Annotated in this window: 15 protein-coding genes; 4 read left to right on the top strand and 11 right to left on the bottom strand. The window is 71.9% G+C overall.

From position 1 onward, the window contains the following. Positions 1–158 precede the first annotated feature (158 nt). Positions 159–860, top strand: a complete 702-nt coding sequence (locus AC2D9U_RS02195) for a S1 family peptidase (protein WP_484745974.1) — start codon at positions 159–161, stop codon at positions 858–860. A 419-nt stretch (positions 861–1,279) separates the two neighbouring features. On the opposite strand, the gene AC2D9U_RS02190 is transcribed toward AC2D9U_RS02195, so the two are convergent. The 4 genes from AC2D9U_RS02190 to AC2D9U_RS02175 all read right to left on the bottom strand — a co-directional run bounded on the left by AC2D9U_RS02190 (position 1,280) and on the right by AC2D9U_RS02175 (position 5,992). Beyond that, positions 1,280–2,026: a sulfotransferase family protein gene (locus tag AC2D9U_RS02190; protein ID WP_484745973.1), complete on the bottom strand. Its 747-nt coding sequence runs from the start codon at positions 2,024–2,026 to the stop codon at positions 1,280–1,282. A 135-nt stretch (positions 2,027–2,161) separates the two neighbouring features. After that, positions 2,162–2,872, bottom strand: coding sequence for a class I SAM-dependent methyltransferase (locus tag AC2D9U_RS02185; RefSeq protein WP_484745971.1), 711 nt, complete (start codon positions 2,870–2,872; stop codon positions 2,162–2,164). A 139-nt stretch (positions 2,873–3,011) separates the two neighbouring features. Then, entirely contained in the window at positions 3,012–4,082 is a 1,071-nt protein-coding gene (locus AC2D9U_RS02180) for a glycosyltransferase family 4 protein (RefSeq protein ID WP_484745970.1), read from the bottom strand. A 2-nt stretch (positions 4,083–4,084) separates the two neighbouring features. Next, positions 4,085–5,992 carry a glycosyltransferase family 2 protein gene (locus AC2D9U_RS02175; RefSeq protein ID WP_484745968.1) on the bottom strand — a complete coding sequence of 636 codons (1,908 nt, stop codon included), beginning with the start codon at positions 5,990–5,992 and terminating at the stop codon, positions 4,085–4,087. Positions 5,993–6,132: 140 nt separating this feature from the next. Between AC2D9U_RS02175 and AC2D9U_RS02170 the strand changes: the two genes are divergently transcribed. After that, complete coding sequence (locus AC2D9U_RS02170) at positions 6,133–8,112, top strand: tetratricopeptide repeat protein (RefSeq protein WP_484745967.1); 1,980 nt, start codon at positions 6,133–6,135, stop codon at positions 8,110–8,112. Positions 8,113–8,276: 164 nt separating this feature from the next. On the opposite strand, the gene AC2D9U_RS02165 is transcribed toward AC2D9U_RS02170, so the two are convergent. From AC2D9U_RS02165 to AC2D9U_RS02135, 7 genes are all read right to left on the bottom strand, one after another. Continuing rightward, complete coding sequence (locus tag AC2D9U_RS02165; RefSeq protein ID WP_484745966.1) at positions 8,277–8,987, bottom strand: class I SAM-dependent methyltransferase; 711 nt, start codon at positions 8,985–8,987, stop codon at positions 8,277–8,279. Between the two features lie 120 nt (positions 8,988–9,107). Then, positions 9,108–13,124 carry a glycosyltransferase gene (locus AC2D9U_RS02160; protein WP_484745965.1) on the bottom strand — a complete coding sequence of 1,339 codons (4,017 nt, stop codon included), beginning with the start codon at positions 13,122–13,124 and terminating at the stop codon, positions 9,108–9,110. Next, complete coding sequence (locus tag AC2D9U_RS02155; protein ID WP_484745962.1) at positions 13,121–13,990, bottom strand: glycosyltransferase; 870 nt, start codon at positions 13,988–13,990, stop codon at positions 13,121–13,123. Before AC2D9U_RS02155 ends, AC2D9U_RS02160 begins: the two co-directional genes overlap by 4 nt. A gap of 12 nt (positions 13,991–14,002) precedes the next feature. Then, the gene (locus tag AC2D9U_RS02150; RefSeq protein WP_484745960.1) at positions 14,003–15,310 is read right to left on the bottom strand and encodes a UDP-glucose dehydrogenase family protein; all 1,308 of its coding nucleotides are present in this window, start codon (positions 15,308–15,310) and stop codon (positions 14,003–14,005) included. Positions 15,311–15,394: 84 nt separating this feature from the next. Further along, positions 15,395–15,838 carry a CBS domain-containing protein gene (locus AC2D9U_RS02145; RefSeq protein ID WP_484745959.1) on the bottom strand — a complete coding sequence of 148 codons (444 nt, stop codon included), beginning with the start codon at positions 15,836–15,838 and terminating at the stop codon, positions 15,395–15,397. A gap of 117 nt (positions 15,839–15,955) precedes the next feature. Further along, entirely contained in the window at positions 15,956–16,771 is an 816-nt protein-coding gene (locus AC2D9U_RS02140; RefSeq protein WP_484745956.1) for a transporter substrate-binding domain-containing protein, read from the bottom strand. A gap of 1 nt (position 16,772) precedes the next feature. Next, positions 16,773–18,356 carry an ABC transporter substrate-binding protein gene (locus AC2D9U_RS02135; RefSeq protein WP_484745954.1) on the bottom strand — a complete coding sequence of 528 codons (1,584 nt, stop codon included), beginning with the start codon at positions 18,354–18,356 and terminating at the stop codon, positions 16,773–16,775. A 213-nt stretch (positions 18,357–18,569) separates the two neighbouring features. Here AC2D9U_RS02135 and AC2D9U_RS02130 point away from each other — a divergent pair, with 213 nt between their 5' ends. Both AC2D9U_RS02130 and AC2D9U_RS02125 read left to right on the top strand, forming a co-directional pair. Next, on the top strand, positions 18,570–18,956 hold the full coding sequence (locus AC2D9U_RS02130; RefSeq protein WP_484745952.1) for a hypothetical protein: 387 nt from the start codon (positions 18,570–18,572) through the stop codon (positions 18,954–18,956). Next, positions 18,956–19,258 carry a hypothetical protein gene (locus AC2D9U_RS02125; RefSeq protein ID WP_484745949.1) on the top strand — a complete coding sequence of 101 codons (303 nt, stop codon included), beginning with the start codon at positions 18,956–18,958 and terminating at the stop codon, positions 19,256–19,258. The genes AC2D9U_RS02130 and AC2D9U_RS02125 overlap by 1 nt, the downstream gene beginning before the upstream one ends. Positions 19,259–19,338: the final 80 nt, after the last annotated feature.

Here is a 19,338-nt window from a genome sequence, read left to right as displayed (position 1 = left end):
GTAGGGGTCCTTGGGGTCATCCATCTTCGTTCTTGTTATGTTCTCTTCTCCGCCCAGCCCGGTCAAGTCCGGCGGCGCAGGCGGCGACGGCCCTTGAATTCAGCTTTGCTCCACCATCTTCGCCGCAAGCTTAGCGGATCCGCGGCGGAGGATCGCCCATGCGTACCAGGACTGGCCTGTTCCTGTTCCTGTTCCTGCTCCTGCTGTTGGCTGGCTGTGCCCGCCTGCCGGGCGAGGCGGCCCGCGCGACCCCGGCGGCCGAGGCGGCGCGGACCGGCTTCGCGCTGCTTTCCGCCCATGGCCTGCCGCTGGGCTCCGCCGTCGCGGTGGCGCCCGACCGCCTGCTGACAAATGCCCATGTGCTGCCCGAGGGCGTGGAGCGGCTGCGTTTCACTCGCGGCGATGGCGCGGCGGGCGGGGAGGCGGTGGTGCTGGCGCGCAGCCCGGCGATGGATCTGGCCGTGCTCGGCATCGCGCCCGGGGTGATGGTGCCCGTGCCGGTCGCCCGCGCGGCGCCGGCGCCTGGCGAACGGCTCTGGGCCCTGGGTGCGCCCTCGGCCGGGCCGAGCGTCGCCGCCGGCCTGGTCGAGCGCCCAGGGGCCGAGCTTGCCGGCCATGGTCCCGGCTTCACGGCCCGTCTCGGCGCGCTGATGGGCTATTCGGGCGGGCCGGTGCTGGATCAGGCGGGCCGGTTGCGCGGGCTCGTCACCGCGCTGCCGCGTGCCGATGCCGCGCCGATCCTGGCCGCGCTCACGGGTGTGGATCTGCACGGTCTGGCGCACACGGAGACGGGGCGGGAGGTCTTCATCCTCGCCATTGCTCCCGCCCTGGCGGAGGCCGAGCGGCTCGCGCCGCCATGAGGCGTGAGGCCGTGGCTTCCGGGCAGCGTCGCGACATGGTTCATCCGGGCAAGGCGCCGAGCAGCCGAGCCATCCCGCTTATGCACCATTTGCTAGGGCCTGTGGACAGTTGGGGCCGGGATGCGGCCGGCGAGGGATTTTTTGCGCTGGGAAGGCGGACAGCGGAGCCGATGGCTATCCATCGGCGAGCATGGCCAACGCACCCAGCACGGAAAAGCACCGGCGGATGCGCCCGCAGCCCAAGTGTCCACAGGCCCTAGGGTCCAAACCCAATCAGAAGACGGGCGGCTGGCCGGTTCTGGCCGCCGCCGGGGGCGTCAGCGACGCTCGCCGATGCAGCCAGCATCGGCGTCGGTCGCTTCCTGCCCGGCAACGACCAGCCCTCGGCGATCCACCACGCCCCTGATCGGGTTTGGACCCTAGATCGCCTGGGAGAGCAGGGCGCGATAGCGCGCATGCTCGCGCAGCGCGGCAGCCCTGGCGGCGACCGCGTCGGGCAGGACCGGCTTGGTATCCGACTTGCGCGCGCGTGGCCGACGCATGGCCTCGGCCGTGCGCAGCAGGTTGACCGGCTGCATGTCGAGCCCGATCGCGCGGTAGAGGCGCCGAATGTTGCCGGCCAGTTCCTCGGCGCTGGCGACACGGAAAAAGCGGTCGTAGTCCACGATCTTCAGGGTCGTGCCGCAGGCGGGCAGCGCCTCGGCGATGATGTCCACGCAGGCCATCCACTCGTCCAGCGCCTTCGCGGCATCATTCTCGGCGGGCCAGGAATCGCGCGGCGAATCGGCGCGCGCCTGCCAGGACAGGGCCACATCCAGCGGGTCGCGGAAGATCACGACGAACTGCGCCTCGGCAAAGCCCGCGCGCAGCTGGGCGATGCGATGGTAGAGGCGGGGGATCTTGTCGCCGATCATGCGGATCGGCCGGCCGGAGGCGAATTTCTGCGCGAGATGATCGTTCTGCCGCACCGTATTCGTGTCATCGGGCCGGATATCGAGGAAACGCGCCGGTTCGAAGAGTTCAGGCAGGAATTCGGCACTCCGCCGGCCCATGGCGATGTGCTTGAAGCGCTCGATGCCCAGGGCGATGGAGGGATGGCGGTTCAGGATCTGGCCCAGGGCCGTCGTGCCCGACCGCGGGCAGCCGAAGGCGAAGAGGTACTTCATGCGGATCTCCGGCAGGCACATCGCCGATGCGGCGGGCCAGCTCGCCGCCGTCGCGCCTTCGCCCGGCTTAGCGCGCCACGCCCGGTGCGGCAATCTGCCCGCAGGGCGTGGCGCGTTCGCAAGGCCGCGGCCGAATCAACCGACGGTGCTGGGCTGCGGGCTGCGCGTGGTGGGCTCGGCCCCCACATCATAGAGCAGGCTGCCGGTGGCCTGCAGCGCCAGCTCATGCACGTTGACCGCCGGGTTCTTCGCCAGCACCACGACGAGGCGCGTGAAGATGCGACCGGGCAGCGCCACCTCCGGCTTGTCGCCGTGCAGTTCCTGGTTGTAGCGAGCCTGATTCGGTGGCGCATCGATCGGCAGCAGGTCCGGATCCTGGCTCTCCGTGATCTGGTGATGCGCCATGATCAGCGAGCGCACCGGCTCGACCCTGCGGATGATGGCCTGGAACTCGCTGGCACGGTGGTGCCAGGTGTGGCCGGTCCAATCCGTGTAGTAGCGCTTGAGCCCGATACTGCGCAGTTGCGCCTCACCATCGAAGTTGGGGCCGCGGATCAGCACGAAATCCCGCGAGACGCGATAGGCTTCCTTCACGCAGCGCAGCGCCAGGTCCGGCCCGGGCAGGTGCTCGAGCATGTCGAAGAACAGCGCGAAGCGGAAGGCGCCGTCGGGATAGTCGAGCTGGGTCGCATCGGCCTGCACGGCCTCCTGCCCCGCTGCGCGTGCCTTGGCGACCTTGGCCGGATCGATGTCGACACCGATGCCCCGCCCGCCCAGGAAGCGCGCGCCCCAGGCGAGGGAACCGCCGGAGGAGCAGCCGATATCGATGAAATCGTAGTCCGCCATGAGCCGCATCATCTCCATCCAGGCCGGGGTCAACCCGCGCAAGGCGCGCTGCCCCGCCAACCAACGCCCCCCGCCGGGGTATATTCCCGCACCTGCATCGGCGCCAGCACGGCGACAGCCTGGCCGAGGCGGGGCGCGTTCAGGCCAGACCGAAGGCGCGCAACTCGGAGATCGCGGCACGCACCGGCGTGTAGCCGGCGACGGCCTCGAGCCCCGCGAGGCGCACCGTAGTCAGTTCGGCCTCCGAGAGCGACAGGATGCGGCGGATCGCGGTGGTCACTGCCGCATCGTCGCAGGTATCGGCAAGAAAGCCGTTAACGCCGTCCTGCATGAAATCCACCGCCCCGCCAAGCGCGGGCGCCAGCGCGACGCAGCCGCACGCCATCGCCTCCGCGGCCGTGCGACCGAAGGCCTGGTAGTCGGACAGGTCGAGGAAGGCATCCGCGGCGCGCAGCAATTCGGCCACCTCCACCTGCTTGAGCTGCCCGGCCAGGCGCACGCCCTCGGGCAGGGTCATGCCGAAGCTGGCGAGTTCCTCGGCATCCGTGCCGAAGGCCACGACCTCTGCCTCACCGAATTCGCCTGACGCCAGGCGCTGCAGCACGCGCAGCGTGCGCGCCGGCGCGCGCCGCGGGGTGGAGGGGCGTACCATCGCCGTGACCAGCCGCCGCCCGCCCCCGCCGGGCCGGCGCGCGGGGCGATAGATGCCATGGTCGATGCTGGGCACCACCAGCTTCGCCTCATGGCCATGTGCGGCGCGCACCACGCCGGTGAGCCAATTGGTCTTGGCGAAATACGTGCAGCCGCGCAGCGCCGCGAAGCTCGCCACCGCCAGCGCGTGCTCCGCGCTCTCGGCGGCGTAGAACAGCGGCTCGTAGTCCTGCACATAGTAGCCGGTGCGGAAGCTGGCGCCGCGGGCGAATTTCATCGCCTCGGCGATCGAGTGGATCGAGGTATTCGTCGTGCCGATGACGATGTCCGCCGCCTGGGCGTGGCGGGCCAGGGCGCCGCTGTCCTCGAACACCTTGAGCCCACCCTCCTCGACCCAGGCGAAGCGGTCATAGGCCTGGCGGAAGCTCTCGGCATTCGCGCCGTTGACGGCCACCGAGGCCTCCATGCCGAGATCGCGCAGCGCGGTCACTTCCTGCACCACCGAATGCGCGCCGCCGCTGCCGCCGCGCACCGGCAGCACGAACAGGATCCTGGCCATTCTCAGGGGGACTCCGACAGCAATTCGGTCATGCGAAGGCGCAGGCGCTGCATCGGCGGGCAGGCCTGCATGGCCTGTTCCAGCGCCGGGACGCTGACGCCGATATGCTTGTTGCGCATCTCGAACCCGCCCGCGCGGGTCAGCTTCAGCCGGTTGGCCGAGCCGAAGGTGACGCTCTTGTGATGATAGACGAAGCAGTCATCCGCGACCGTCAGGCCGAAGCCGGCGCGGCGCGCGCGCAGGCACAGATCCGTCTCCTCCCCGTAGCCCATCGGGAAGGCGTCCTCGTCGAACAGGCCGATCACGTCGAAGACCTCGCGCGCGATCAGCGTGCAGAAGCCGTTCAGGATGGGGAAATCCGGGTAGGCGCGCTCCGACACCCGATCCAGCAGCGCCTGCACGCGGAAGCGATCCTCCGGCGCGATCATGTCGTTGGTGGACCAGGTGGCGTCGTGGCGCACCGTCTCGGGGATGGATTGCCAGGAGGCGGCGTTGGAGAGCGGGCCCGACATGCCGGTATGCGGGCGCGCGCGGAAGGCGGCGTGCAGCCGGTCCAGCCAGCCCGGGCAGACCAGCGTGTCCGAGTTGAGGATCACCACGAAGGGCGCCTCGGTGAGCATGATGCCTTCGTTGATAGTCTTGGTGTAGCCGCGGTTCACATCGCGCCGGTGCAGCACGAAGCGCGGATCGACCGCTGCCTCGGCGCGCAGCAGCTCGGCGGTATGGGCGCGGCTGCCATCGTCGAGGATCACGATCTCGGCCGGGCCGGTCATGGAGTCGCGCAGCGCGCGCAGGCAATCGCGCACGACGAGGTCGCCATTATAGACCGGCAGGATCACCTGCGTGGGCGGGTGCTGGGCGCCAAGCGGGGTGGCGGGCACGGCGGGCAGGGCAGGGGCGGGCGGCAGGGCCGGCGCGGCCGCTGCCGCGCCCCGATGCGCCAGCACCATGGTGGCCAGGGCCGCGAAGCTGCCCTCCAGCCGTGCATCCTCCATCCGCGCCTCGGGCGGGGCCGGGGGCTCGGCGAATTCCGGTGGCAGCGCGCAGAGCCCGCGCGCATCGAGGGCGGCGACGGTGAGCCACAGATCGGCACCGAGCGCGGCCTCCTCCTCGGTCAGGGTCACCTCGGCGGTGAGCCAGCTCGGGCGGCGGAAGATGCGCCCGCGGCGCAGCCGGCGCAGCGGCGTGAACTGCGCGCCCTCCCGCTGGGTCAGCCAGATCTCGCCATGCAGCTGGGCGATGTTCTCGCTGGCCTGGGGCAGCCAGGCGAGGACGCGGATCGGCGTGATCACGCCGGGCTGCGGCATCGCGCCATCCGGCCGCATGTGCAGGCTGAGCCGGCCAGAGGCTGCATCCGCCACCACCCGCACGCCGCGCCGCCCGCCTTCCAGCGCGAGTTCGTAGCGCAGGTGCAGCGCCGGCTGGCGCGCGCTCAGCCACAAGCCTTCAGCGAGTTGCACCGGCTGCGCGGCGGTGGTCTCGCCGGCCAGCGGCAGCACCCATTCCCCAAGCACGCCGACAGGCAGGGCTTGCGCCTGAACCGGCGCGGGCAAGCGGGCCTCGTCCGGGGCGTCGAGCCGGATCTCGAGCGGCGAGCCGGCCAGTTCCTGCGCCGCCTGCAGATCATAGGCACGCAGGCGATGCGCCAGGCCATCGGCGAGGGCCGCGGGCACCGGCCAGGCGAAGCCTCGCGCTCCCGGGGGGGCCTCTGGCGGCGCGGTGAGGTTGGCGCGCACCATCGCGATGCCGCCGTCGTCGATCTCGATCGCGATCTCGGGAATGCCGGCCGGCGCGTCCGACTGCGGCAGCACCCAGCCCTGCACGACCGGCGGAGCCGATTGTCCGAGCGGCAGAAGGGCACCCCTTGCCGCCCCATTCACCTGCGCGAAGCCGCCAAGGGCGCCCTGCATTCCGGACCAATCTCCAGCCTTCGCGCGGATCGGCCCCGCCGCCCGCACGGGCTGCGGTCCTAGCATCGGCGCGCGCGGGACGAAAGCGGCAGCGATGGCGGCGGCGCGGGCGGGTTTTTGTTTCGAAATCATACAGATAAGTGCTGCTGCGGCTTGACGCCATGGCGCGATTGCACCGATATGCCCGGCTGTATTCCGCCCCCGAACGCTGGAGCACCAGCCAGGTCGTGACCGTGAAGGCCCGCATCGACGGCATCATCCAGGGCGCCCTGCGCGGCTGGGCCTGGGATCCGGCACAGCCCGACCGGCGGCTGGTCCTTGCCGTTTCCATCGACGGTGAACTCGCGGGCACCTACCTTGCCGACCGCCCGCGCGGAGACCTGTTGCGCGCCAAGGTCGGTGACGGCGCGCATGGGCTGGACTGCCCCATCCCGATCGAGCGCCAGGATGGCGAGACGCATCTTTTCGAGCTTCGCCTGGCGGAGACGTCCGACCCCGCCGGCGAACCCCTCGCGCGTGCAAGTCTGGCCGTGCCGAAGCAACTCCACATGCTGCATGGCAAGCTCGAGCGTCTGGCGGGCACGCAACTCATCGGCTGGGTGCGCGACCGCGCCCGGCCGGGCGAGGCGGTGGCGCTGGAACTGCTGGTCGATGGCACGCCCGTGCAGACCACCCAGGCCAACCGCTTCCGGCGCGACCTGCTGGCGGCCGGCATCGGCCATGGCAGCTACGGCTTCGTGTTCGACCTCGCCGCCCTGCCGGCGCCGCCCAACCCGGGGGCGAAGCTGCTGGTGCGGGCCGGCGCCGCGATGGCCTTCTGGGAACTGGGCGGCCTGCCTTTCGTGGAGACGCCGCCCGATACCTCGGCGTCCGATCGCCCCGCTGCCCGCACGGCCCCGCCGCCGCGCCCTGCCACGCCGCGGGCCCTGACCGCGCGTGATCGGCCGCGGCAGGCGGCGACCCTGATCGAGGAGGCGCGCGGCGCGGAGCGTCGGCGGGACTTCGTGGCCGCGGCCCGGCAACTCGATGCCGCCCTGTTGATCGTGCCCGCGGATTTCGAGGCCGTCTTCCTGCGCGCCCGCACCGCCCATGCGATGGGCGATCTGGAAACGGCGCAGCGTATGGCGAGGCGCGCTCTTGAGTTGCGGCCGGGCCATGCGAACCCGACGCGCATCCTCGCCCGTATCGCCAGCCAGTCCGGCCGCCATGCCGAGGCCGTGGCGCTGTGGGCCGGCATCGGGCCGGGTGACGAGAACTATCGCGAACGCCTGGTCAAGCGCGGTCGCAGCCTGATGTCGCTGGGCCGGCCGCTTGAGGCGCTGGTGGAATTCGGTGCCGCCGTCGCTCTCGCAGGCTCCGACCGCGACGCGCTGCGTGGCCTGGCCGAGGCCTGTGAGGCATCGGGCGGCGTGGATTCGGCGCTGGGGCATTGGCGCCGCCTGCTGGAGGTGGCGCCGGAGGATCCGATGGCGAGCGAGCGCGTGGCGCAGATCCACGCCCGTGCCCGGCCCATCCGGCGTGCTGCCGGCCCGCTGCGCGACGCCTCGCTGCGCGACTGGCAGGGCCCGCTGGCGGGTGAGGTCGGCCTTCAGTGGCTGATGCCGACGCCGGCGTTGCGCCTGCGGAGCACCGACCCCGCAGGCGGCATGCTGCGCTACGCCGTGGTCGCGCCGCAGGAAGAGCGGCCCGGCGAGTTGCCGAGCTATGCGCTGCGCCTCCGCGCCCCTGCCGGCGGTGCGGAGGCGCGCTTCGCCCTGGAGCCGGAGGCCGCGGCATTGCTGCTGCGCGGCCTCACGATGGGGCAGGAGGGCCGGGCCGAGGCCGGCACGTCCCAGCCCGTGGAGATCCTGCTGGCCGGGGCCGGTGTGGAGCGGCGGCTTGCCTCGTTCGAGTTCGGCGCCCGTCCGCGCCTGCGCCCCTTCCTGCTGCGGCTTGACGCCACGGAGGCGACGGTGCTGGCCGTGTCGGGGCTGGAAGTCGTGTTGCGGCTGACGGGCGCGGGCGAGGTGACGCTGCGTGCGCCGCGCCTTCGGGCCATGCTGCCGCCGGAGCCGCCCTCCAGCCGCGGCTTCGAGGATCCGGCGCTCGACGCTTCGCGTTTCGCCAGCCTTCCAGGATAAGGCGGCTGCCCCGCCCCGCGGGACGGACGCTGCGCGAGCCCGATGCCTGCGACCTCCGTATCCGAGATTCGCGATCCGGATCGCGCTACGGCACCATCGGCGGACACCGGGGCAGCGCCGGCTGATGGTGCTGCCGCATCAGCAGGTGCCGCGCGTGCGCCGCTTCAGCTGCCAGGCGCTTCCCAGATCAGCAGCGCGTCGCCTGTGCCGGCACGGCGCAGCGCCGTCTGGAAACGGGCCGAGGCCTTGCGCGCCATGATGATCCGCACGGAGCGATAGACCGGACGGTTCTCGAGCTGCGCGAACATCGCGCCGCCGAGACCAGCCAGCGCACAGGGCTCCACCTTCGCCTCACCCAGGCCGAAGGCGGCGAGCCCCACGATCTCGTGCCGCGCGCCGAACTGCTGCACGAAATGCACATAGTCCGAGATACGCGGGCGATAGCGCACGCCCCGGGCGAGGTGGTCGGGCGCCACGGCGCCGCGTGCCAGCAGGGCCTCCACGCTGTCGAAGCACAGGTGTTGCAGGATCACGAAATCCGTTGCCGCGCGCAGCATGTTGGCGCAGGCCGTCTCCAGCGCGCGCCTGCCCTCGAGTTCGGGCATCAGGTCCAGCGCGAAGGCGGCGGTGGTGATGTTGCGCTCCTCGAAGGACAGCACGTCGCCCTGCACGACATCGAGACCCTGCTCGCGCGCGGCGGCCACGCGCTCGGCCGAGATGTCCACGCCCGCCCCGGGGCCGCGCATGATCTTCTCCGCGACCCGCATCGAATCCCCGCGCCCGCAGCCGAAATCCACGAAGAGCGGCCGATCCGTGGCGAAGGGCTGGCGGGGGGCGGGGTCCTGCGTGGTGGCGGGCGGCGGCACATCGGTCATGGGCACCTCGGAAGTCAGATCACCGAAACGAAAGCGCGGCTGACCGTCGCATGGGGCGGTTTTCGCTGCAATGCGGCATCACCCGACTCGCAAGAGTTTCATGTGCTCTCGACGCCCGGCTCATCCACCGCCGATCAGCCGCAGGACCAGCGCATCGAGAGCGGCTTCGCGCCGGCGCGAAAAGCCGGTGGGCGCGCCCGCCGCGCTGCGCTGCGCGAGGGCCGCACGCCGCGCGGGATCGACCGAGAGCGCACCGATCGCCTGCACCCAGGCATCGGGCGTGTCCTCGACAAGCACCTCGCCCAGCGGGGTATCGCCCGGCTGCTCGCCCGGCCCGACGGGGCGCAACAGCGGCAGGCCGGCGGCGGACAGCGCCAGGCGGCGTTCCGCCAGCCCCTCGAGCACCGGCAAGACGGCCACGCCGCAACCAGTCGCACGGGCCCGCAGATGTGCCTCCGCCCCGGCGCGCGGCGCGGCGCCAAGCGGCAGGATCTCCGCCACGCCGAGCACGCTCAGACTCTCCAGGGCCGTGTGCAGCGCCGCCCAGGCTGGCGTGTCATCGAAGCCGAGGACGCGCAGTGTGCCCTCCGGCGGCTGTGGCGACGGCGCCTCGGGTGGCGGCGCGGTCCAGGCCTGGGGGTCGAGGGCGGCGGGCAGCGTCGCTGCCTTGATCCCGGCTTCGGCCAGCAATGCCGCGGCCTCGGTGCTGGTGGCCAGCGCTGTCACAGCGGAGCCGGCGAAGCGTGCCGCGAACTGCGCGGCATCCCCCCCCGCGCCGAGACGACGCGCAAGCGCAGACTCGATCTCCACCAGCGCCGGGATGCCCGCGGCCTCGCAGCGCGCGAGCACGGCGGCGATGTCGCGCGGCGGCAGCATGCCCGCAGGAATCAGCACCAGCGCAGCCTGCCCGGCCTCGCCCTCACCGATCGGGGTGGCGGGGGAGGCGCTGCGATAGACGGGCACACGGTCCGTGTCGTTGCGCAACGGCAAGGCGAGGCGGAAGCCGCCCGGCGCCTCCGCGCCCTGCAGCACCATCACCACGGGCGTCGGCCCCGCGGCCGGGGCGAGGCTGCGCCGCCGCGCGGCGATGTCCCGGTAAAGCGCGTCATAGCGCGCGGCCATCGCCGCCGTCTGGTAGTGCCGCCCTTCCTGGCGCTGCCACTCCGCCACGCGATCGCGCCGCGCGCGCATCGCAGCACCATCGCGCTTGAGGCCCTGAAGCAGCGCCAGGATCTCCTCCGCCGGCAGGTCGCGCTCGATCAGCCAGCCCGCGCCGGTGGCGGTGATACGTTCCGCCACGGCGCCAAGGGCGGTGCCCAGAACGGGCAGGCCGGTGGACCAGCACTCGGTCAGGGTGTGGCAGTAGGTCTCCGGCCAGATCGACAGGATCGCGCCCAGATGCGGGCGGATGCGCGCCACATGCTCGGCGAAGCTGTCGCGGTCGTAGCGGCCATGCAGCACGACGCCCGGCATCGGCTCGCGCAGCGTGCCATCCACCGCGCCCAGCACGTGGAACTCGATGTCGCGCTCGGTATCGAGTGCCGCGAGGCGCGCGATCAGATTGCCACCCTTCACCGCTGAGACATTGCCCGGCACCAGCACGCGCAGGCGCTCACCCAGCAGCGGCTCGGCCGCCAGCTGGCCAAGGCCGGGGAAGTCGCGCCCATGCGGGATCAGCCGCAGGTCGCGCCCGGCGAGGAAGGGGAAGTGGCTGCGCAGCAGATCGGCCGCGAAAGGCGATGTGGTGACGAAGGCGTCGCACCCTTCCAGCGCCTCGGCCAGCATGGCGCGCCAGCGATGCACGAAGCGGTGCCGCAGCGCGGGCATGGAATGGGGCGACCACAGCTCGGGCGCGCACTCGGCCTCGCTGCCTGCCTCGGGCTGGGTGCAGCGCCCGGCGCAGAAGCGGCCCTCCGCGTCGATCAGCTTGATGGTCGGGCAGGCGGCGTAGAAATCATGGAAGGAGAAGACGACCGGAATGCCGAGGCTGCGGCAGACCTCGACCAGCCCCAGCCCGTGCCAGGCGATGTGGCGCACATGCACAAGCTCGAAGCCGTGACGCAGCAGCATCTCCCGCAGCGTGCGGTCATACTCTTCCGATCGGTGGTCGCCGGGCAGGATCGGCCGCGCGAGGCGATGGCGCTGCGGGGCGGCGGCATCGCCATGGCGGGCCAGTTCGATGGTCTGGCCGTCGCTGTGCAGCGTCCAGGCCTCGTAGCGATCGGCCAGCGCCTCCATCAGGTCGCGATTGGTCTGCGGCGTGCCGCCCGAGCGCGAGGACAGCACGAAGAGCACGCGCGGGCGCGGCGTGGCGCGGCTTTCCTGCGCGGCCTCCAGCGCGCGGCGCATGCGCCAGCGCATCGCCAGCAGATCGGCATCGTCGCGGAAGGCCCCCACCAACGTCCGGTATTCCGGGTAGCGCTGCGCCAGCACCTCGGCCCCCGCGCGCATCTGCGGCAGCCGCTCATCGAGGAAGGAGGCGCCGCGCTTGTGCCAGACCAGGGTGCGGTCATCGACCACATGGGTGAAGCCGGCGCGGCTGGCGCGCAGGCAGAAATCATTCTCCTCGCCATAGCCGCGCGGGAAGGCGGCGGCGTCGAACTCGCCCACCGCGTCGAGGCAGGCGCGGCGGATCAGCAGGCAGAAGCCGTTGCCCGTGGGCACGCGCGGCCAGAGGCCGAGTGCCGCCTGCCGCGCCAGCCGCGCGAGGTCGCCGGGGGCGAACCAGGCGGGGGGCGTGTTCTCGATGTTGAACTCGGGCACCGAGAAGGCGCCGGCATTGTTCGACACGGCGGTGACGGTGCCGATCCGGCGCGAGGACAGGCTCGCGAGGCGCAGCCCCTCGAGCCAGCCGGGGCCCACAACGGTATCGGAATTGAGCAGCACCACGTCATCCGGCGCGGCGAGCGCGACGCCGCGATTGACCGTGGCGGAGAAGCCGAGATTGGTCGCGTTGCGGTGCACCTCCACCCCCGCCCGGCCGGCGAGGGGCGTGAGCAATTCCGCGATGGCAGGGTCGGGGCTGGCATCATCCACCAGGATCAGCCGCGCCGGGCCGCTGGTGTGGCGCAGCACGGACTCGAGGCAGCGCGCGAGGTCCTCGGCCGCATTGTAGATGGGGATGATGATCGCGATGCGCGGCCAGTCCGCCTGCGCCGGCAGGTCGGCCAGCGAGTCGCGCGCCGGCACGAAGGGGGCGAGGCCCTCCAGCGGCTGCGGCTCGGGCAAGGGGGTGCGCCCCTGGGCAGGGCGCAGCGCGAGCAGGGGGCTGGGCACATCGCTGGGGTTGCGCCAGGGCAATTCGCCCCGCAGCCCGCCGCCGCGCACGCGGTTGCCGATGCCCGCCGCCAGCAGGTCGCTGCGGGAGGTCACGGCCGGCAGGGTGAGCCAGCGCGTGCCCTCCAGCGTCACCTCCACGCTGGGCGGATCGGCGATGGTCTCGCCCTCGATCTCGGCGGCCCAGCCGCGCAGTTCACCGGGGGCCGCACGTTCGAGCTTGCCCTTGAGCCGCCTTTCGAAGGCCAGGCTGGCCCGCCCCAACTCCTGCCCGCTGGCCAGCAGCACAAGGCTGCGTGGCCGGCCATCCAGCAGCGCGAGACCGGGGTCGAGACCGCGCAGCGCCTCGCCAAGCGCCAGGGACGTCAGGCGGAAGCCGGGCAGGGGGGCGGCCTCGCCGAGATTGCCCAGATCGAAAGGCAGGTCCGGGCGCGGCTCGGTCAGCGCAAGCGGTAGGCGCAGCCGGCCTTCCACCAGCAATTCCTGCGCTGACCCGCCAGGGTCGAGCACCCAGCCCTGGATGCCCTGCGGCCCCGAGGCACCCAGCGCGCCGCGCGGCGCGAAGGGCTCGCGCGCGTGCACCGCCGGGGCCAGCAATTCGATGGGCCCGGCCCGCAAGCCGATCCGCGAGCCGACCGGCGGCGCTGGCAGCAGCAGCTGGAAGCCCAGAGCGGTGCTCTCCCCCCCCAACTCAGGGCGCGGATCGAGCCGCGTGAGCGGCAGGTCGCGTGGCACCTCGCCGGGCACCTCCAGGCGCAGACTCGCTTCGGCTGCCGCCGGGGGCAGGCGTAGCCAGCCGGTGACCAGCGCGAGTCCGCCTCCGGCCTCAAGGCGTTCGATCCGGGCCGTGGCGGAGCTCATGGGGCGCTGGCCTCCGGAAGGGCGAGGCCCCACAGCCGGCGCAGCTCCGCCAGATGCGTGCGCATGGCCGCATCGCGCGCCGGGTCCGGCCCGAGCCTTTGGCGCAACAGGGTGAGCATCCTCACGACCTCTCCATAGTGGTGCATCGCCGGCGTCGCCCCGGTGACGCTGCCGGCGTGGCGGCGGTGTTCGTTCAGCGGCGCCGCCACATAGGCCACGAGGCCGGGCTCGGCGCAGGCCTCGGCATAGACGCGCCAATCGGCCGCATTATGCCATGTCAGGACTTCGTTGCCGAGCCGTTCCAGTGCCGCCGCCAGCGCCCCGCGCCGCCACAGCACGGCCGAGACATTCAGCATCAGGTTGCGCGGGCAGAGGCAGCGGGCGGCGAACTCGCCCGTATCGAGCAGCGCATCGGCACCCAGGATGGTGTCCCCGAGGACCGCGTAATAGGCCTTGCTGTCCGCCGCGGTGCGCGCCCCGGCGGCGTCGATGGGCGCGCTGTCGCAGAAGGCGAAGCGCGCATCCGGCGCTGCGTCCAGCCGTGCGGCGAGGGTGGAGAGGAAGCCGGGCAGGGCGCGGTCATCGGCCTCGGCGATCCAGACAAGGTCGGTGTCGAGCGCGGCGACGCCAGCCTGCCACTGTCGCAGCACGCGCCCCACACGGGCGGCGTTGCGGATGACGCGGCTCGGAAAGGGCAGCCCCGCGAGGAGCGGCGCCGCCACCGCACAGCTGTCGTCGTCAGATGCGTCATCAAGGAAGATGAGGCGATCGGGACGGCGGCTCTGGGCCGCAATGCTGCCCAGGCGCTCGGCGAGGTAGTGGGCGTAGTTGAAATTCGGCACCACCACGCCGAGCGAGAGCGGCATCGCGCGTGCGGCTTAGCTTCGGCCGACGCCGACGTAGCGGAACCCGGCCTCACGCATCGCCACGGGGTCCCAGGCATTGCGCAGGTCCACCGCGATCGCCCCGCGCATCGCATCGCGCATCTTGGCCGGGGAGAGGGCGCGGAACTCGTTCCACTCGGTCAGCAGCAGCACGAGATCGGCGCCCGCCATCGCCTCGAAGGCATTGGCGGCGTAGTGGATCCCTGGCGGGAGCATGGGCGCGGCATTCTCCGCGGCCGCGGGATCGAAGGCGCTGATGGTGACGCCGGCCTCGACGAGCCGGGGCAGGATGGTGAGCGAGGGCGCGTCGCGCATGTCATCCGTCTCGGGCTTGAAGGCGAGGCCGAGCACGGCGACCTTCTTGCCCTTGGCATCGCCGCCGAACGCGTTCAGCACGCGCTCGGCCATGGCGATCTTGCGGGCGTCATTGGCGGCGATGGTGGCCTCGACCAGGGACATGGGCGCATTCGCCTCGCGCGCCGTGCGCGCCAGGGCGAGCGTGTCCTTGGGGAAGCAGGAGCCACCATAGCCCGGGCCGGGATGGAGGAATTTGCGCCCGATCCGGCCATCGAGGCCGATGCCGCGCGCCACGTCATGCACATCGGCGCCGACGCGCTCGCACAGATCGGCGATCTCGTTGATGAAAGTGACCTTGGCGGCGAGGAAGGCGTTGGCGGCGTATTTGGTCAGTTCCGCCGTCTCCAGCGAGGTCGCCACGATCGGCGTCTCGATCAGGTAGAGCGGGCGGTAGAGCCGGCGCAGCACCGCGAAGGCATGGTCGGAATCGGCGCCGATCACCACGCGGTCGGGCCGCATGAAGTCGCCGATGGCATTGCCTTCGCGCAGGAATTCCGGGTTGGAGGCGAGGTAGATCTCAAGGTCCGGGCGGACCTGCTTCATCAGCGCCTTCAGCTTGCCCGCGGTGCCGACCGGCACGGTGGATTTCGTGACCAGCACGAAGGGTTTGGTGGCCGCGCGCGCCACCTGCTCGGCGGCGGCGAAGACGTAGGTGAGGTCCGCATGGCCGTCCCCACGGCGTGAAGGCGTGCCCACGGCGAGGAAAACGGCCTCGGCATCGCGCACGCCCTCGGTGATGTCGGAGGTGAAGGACAGGCGGCCTTCCTTGGCATTGTCCTGCACCAGCTTGTCGAGGCCGGGCTCATAGATCGGGATCTGGCCTGCCTTGAGCGCGGCCACCTTGGCGGCGTCGGTATCGACGGCCACCACCTCGGTGCCGAACTCGGCGAAGCAGGCGGCAGAAACCAAACCGACATAGCCGGCACCGATGACCGCGATGCGCAAAAGGGACCTCCTTGGGATGCGACCGCATTATGCACCGTGGCCGCCATTCCCGAAAGTCGGCCCCCTTGGCCGCTCCTGGTCAGTTCAGTGCATGTAGGTCCGCGTGACGTAGGCCTGCAGGCTCTCCACATCCTGCTGCTGCTGGCTGAAGCGATGCTTAACCAGATCGCGGATGCTCACGATTCCAAGCAGCCGGCCCTCCGGCGTGCAGACCGGCAGGTGGCGGAAATAGCCCTCGTCCATGATCTCCATGGCGGCCTCGACGGGGGTCTCGGGCCCGACCATCACGACTTCGCGCGTCATCAGGTCCTCGACCGCGAGGCCGCGGATGCCCGCCGCCCGCTCGGCCACCACGCGCACCACGTCGCGCTCGCTGAGGATGCCGACGACATGGCCGGACCGGTCGACCACCACCACCGCACCGATGCGGCGCGAGGCGATGAGGCGCACGGCCTCGGCGAGCGGGGTTTCGGGTGTGACCGAGATGATTTCCGCGCCTTTCTGGCGCAATACGGCGGCGATGGACATGTTCGGCTTCTCCCTGCGAACGATGCTCTCGCCTTCCTCCTTGCCGGCGCCGCTTATCCCGGCGCCGGGGCTTCCTGCAATCGATTTGTCATCCGCGAAAGATGAAACTCCGTCCACTCAACCGCCGGCGGTGCGGCTGCCGGCAGGGGCGACGGGGCCCGAGATGTTCATCGCGTCCAGCGCGCGGCGCACCGTGCCGTCCTGCTTCGCGGCCTCGATGAAGGCGCTGGCCCAGGCGAGGGAGAGGGCGCGCCCGCGCGGCACCACCACCGCCGTGCCCAGGGCGTGGAAATGCCCCTCCAGGATGCGCGCGCCGGGCAGGCGCGGCAGCAGGCTGTCCAGCGATTCGCGACCCAGGGCGACGGCATCCACCTCGCCGCGCGCCATGCGGGCCAGCACCTCGTCCACGCTGGACAGCCCCGTGACCGTGGCGCGCGGATGGGCGCGGGCGGCGGCGCGGATGGTGGTGGTGTTGGCCACGCCGAAGACGCGCACGCCCTCGCGGTTCGCGTCATCGACATGGCGCAGCGTGCTGCCCGCCGGCACCAGATAGGTGCTGACCGAGAGGTAGTAGTCCGGCCCGAAGGAAAGCCGCGCGACGCGCTCGGCATCCACCGGCATGGAGGAGAGGTCCCAGGCGGGCTCGGCCACCGCGCCCGCCTCCACCACCGCGCCGGAGGAGGCATAGGGCAGGAGGGTCAGCGGCACGCCAAGCCGCCTGGCGGCTTCCTCGGCGAGGGAGACGCTCACGCCCCGCGCGCTGCCATCGGGCTGGCGCAGCGCCCAGAAGGCGGAGGCCACGGGCCCCACGCCGATGCCCACCCGCAGCGTGCCGCTGGGCAGCAACTCGGCGCGCGTCGCGGCATCGGCGGGCTGCGCCTGCACCGCCAGGGGCGCGAGGGCGGCGGCGGCGATCAGGGTGCGGCGGTGCATCTCAGGCCCGCCGGACATTGATCGGCAACGTCATGCCGCGCTGCACGCCGGTGATGTTGCGCCGCCAGGCGCTGTCGATGAAGTACTGGCCGAGCGGGATCCAGGGCAGGTCCTGCCAGAACTGCGCCTGCAGCCGCCGCGCGATGGCCTTCTGCCCTTCCAGCGCCGGGGTATCGAGCCATTCGTCGCGCAGCGCCTCCAGCGCCGGGCTGGTGGGCCAGCCGAACCAGGCCTGGCGGCCATTGCCGCGCAGCAGCGGATGCACGCCGGGATTCGCCAGATCGACGCCGCCGAACAGCACGATCAGCGCGTTCCAGCCGCCTTGGCCGGGCGGCTCCTGCCGCGCGCGGCGCTGCAGCACCGTGCCCCAGTCGCTGGTCGCACTCTCCGCATTCAGGCCGCTGCGCTTCAGCGCATCGGTCAGCACCGTGGTCAGCGCGTTGTTGTTCACCACATCGGTCGGGTGCAGCACGGTGACGGGCTGGTTCGCATAGCCGGCCTCGCGCAGCGCGGCCTGGGCGCGCGCCGGATTGCCGGGCCCGGCCATCGCCGCATTGCCCTCATCCGAGGCGAGCGGGGAGGAAGTGGGGAAGGCGCCCACGCCATCGGTCCACAGCGCGCGGTCCGTGCCCATGATCGAGGTCATGAAATCCGCCTGCCGGATCGAGTGCAGCAGCGCGCGGCGCACGGCCGGATTGTCGAAGGGCGGATGGAGGTGGTTGAAGCGCAGATGCGCCATCAGGCCGAAGGCGTCGACGCGCTGCATCACGATCTCGCGGTGCCGGGCCAGGATCGGGCGCAGGTCGGGGGCCACCTGCTCCCACCAATCGATCTCGCCCGCCTGGAGTGCGGCGGCGACGGTGCCGACATCGGGCATCCAGCGGAACTCGACGCGCTCGAAATGCGCGAGCTTGGCGCCCCCCAGCAGGTTCGGCGCGTTGGGGTTGGGCACATACTCGGCGAAGCGCTGATAGACGCTGCGCGCGCCCGAAAGCCGCTCGGCGGCGACGAAGCGATAGGGGCCCGAGCCCACCACCTCGGTGAAGGGGCGCGCAGGGTCCACATTCGCGAAGCGCTCGGGGAAGATGAAGCAGGGGTAGGAGCTCGGCTTGCCGAGCGCTTCCAGCATCGGGCCGAAGCGCTGGTTCAGGCGGATCTCGAAGCGCCGGTCGTCCAGGGCCCGCATCCCCGCCGTGCGCGCGCGCAGCGTCTGGCCGAGCGTGTCGCGCGCCGACCAGCGATTGATCGAGGCCACGGCATCGGCCGCACGGATGGGTTCGCCATCATGGAAGCGGATGCCCTCGCGCAGCGTGAAGACCCAGCGCAGCCCGTCATCCTCCACCACATGCCCCGCGGCGAGTTGCGGATGCATGGTGAAGTCCTGGCCCGGGCCGTAGAGCGTGTCCCAGCACATATGGCCGTGGTTGCGCACGCCATAGCTGGTGGTGGACATGGGATCGAGCGAGGTCACATCCGCCTGCGCGGCGTAACGCAGGGTGTGGGCTGCATCACCCTGGGCCAGCGCCGGGGCAGCGGGCAGCAGGGGCGCGGCGGCGAGGCCGGAGAGCAGGGTGCGACGGCGCATCGGGGACCTCCTGGAGCATGAATCGCGCCACAGTGGCGCGCGGCCGCCATGCTCCGCAACCGCTGTTGCGAAAGCATCTTGAAGCCCGGCTGGCGCACGGCCATCTGCACGGAGAGTGGTCCGGGCCCCTCTGGCGCTGCACGCGGGATGTGCGGCGCGATGTCGGACCTCCCTTGCGGCTTGGCCGCGATTCGGAGGCGATGGGCGACGACGATGCAAACCGAGGCAACCACCCCCGCGCGCGGCCTGGCCCGCGTGCTGCTGCTGATGGGCGCGCTGCTCATCGCGATCGGCGCGGCCGGCTACCTGCTGCCTGAGGGGCGGGTCCACTGGACCGCGCTGATCCCCGCGATCCTGGGCGTGCTCGCGCTCATCCTCTCGCGCGCCGCGGTCTGGCCGATGGTCGCCCTGATCGGCGGCGTGCTGCTCTGCGGCGTGGCGCTGATGGGCGGCGGCTCCGCCCTGCCGCAACTGCCCGGCGTGCTGGGTGGCGAGGCCAGTGCCGCCACCACCTCCCGCGCCGCGACGGCGCTGGTCGCGATCGGCGCGCTGCTCGGCCTCGCGCGCGCCTGGTTCGGCGCGAAGCGGGCGGCGGCGTGATGCTGCAGGACCTGATCGCCTTCCTCGTCGCTACCTTCCTGCTCGGCCCGATGCAGGCGGACCTGACCTCGCGGTTGCAGGAGGCGCGCGCGCCCGCCGCCGTCATGGGCCAGCTTGCCGCCTGCGCGGTCGAGGCCACGCCGGCGCTCATCACGCGCGCCAGCGAGGACCCGTGGTGGGCGATCCGCACCGGGGTCAGCGCCTGGCTCGGCCATCTGCGGCCCGAGGCGGTGCTGGCCGAGCATGTGCCCGGCTGCGCCCCGGCGCTGACCGCCGCGCGGCCCTACCTGACCCAGGGCTGATCCGCGCCGCATTGCATCGCGTTCAGGAAAGCGCGGTTGCCGAGCACCGCGCTGCTGGTCATCATCCCGCCATTGAGGAA

It is taken from the genome of Roseomonas sp. TF40 (assembly GCF_057219975.1).
This window is presented reverse-complemented; position numbering and strand designations above follow the sequence as displayed.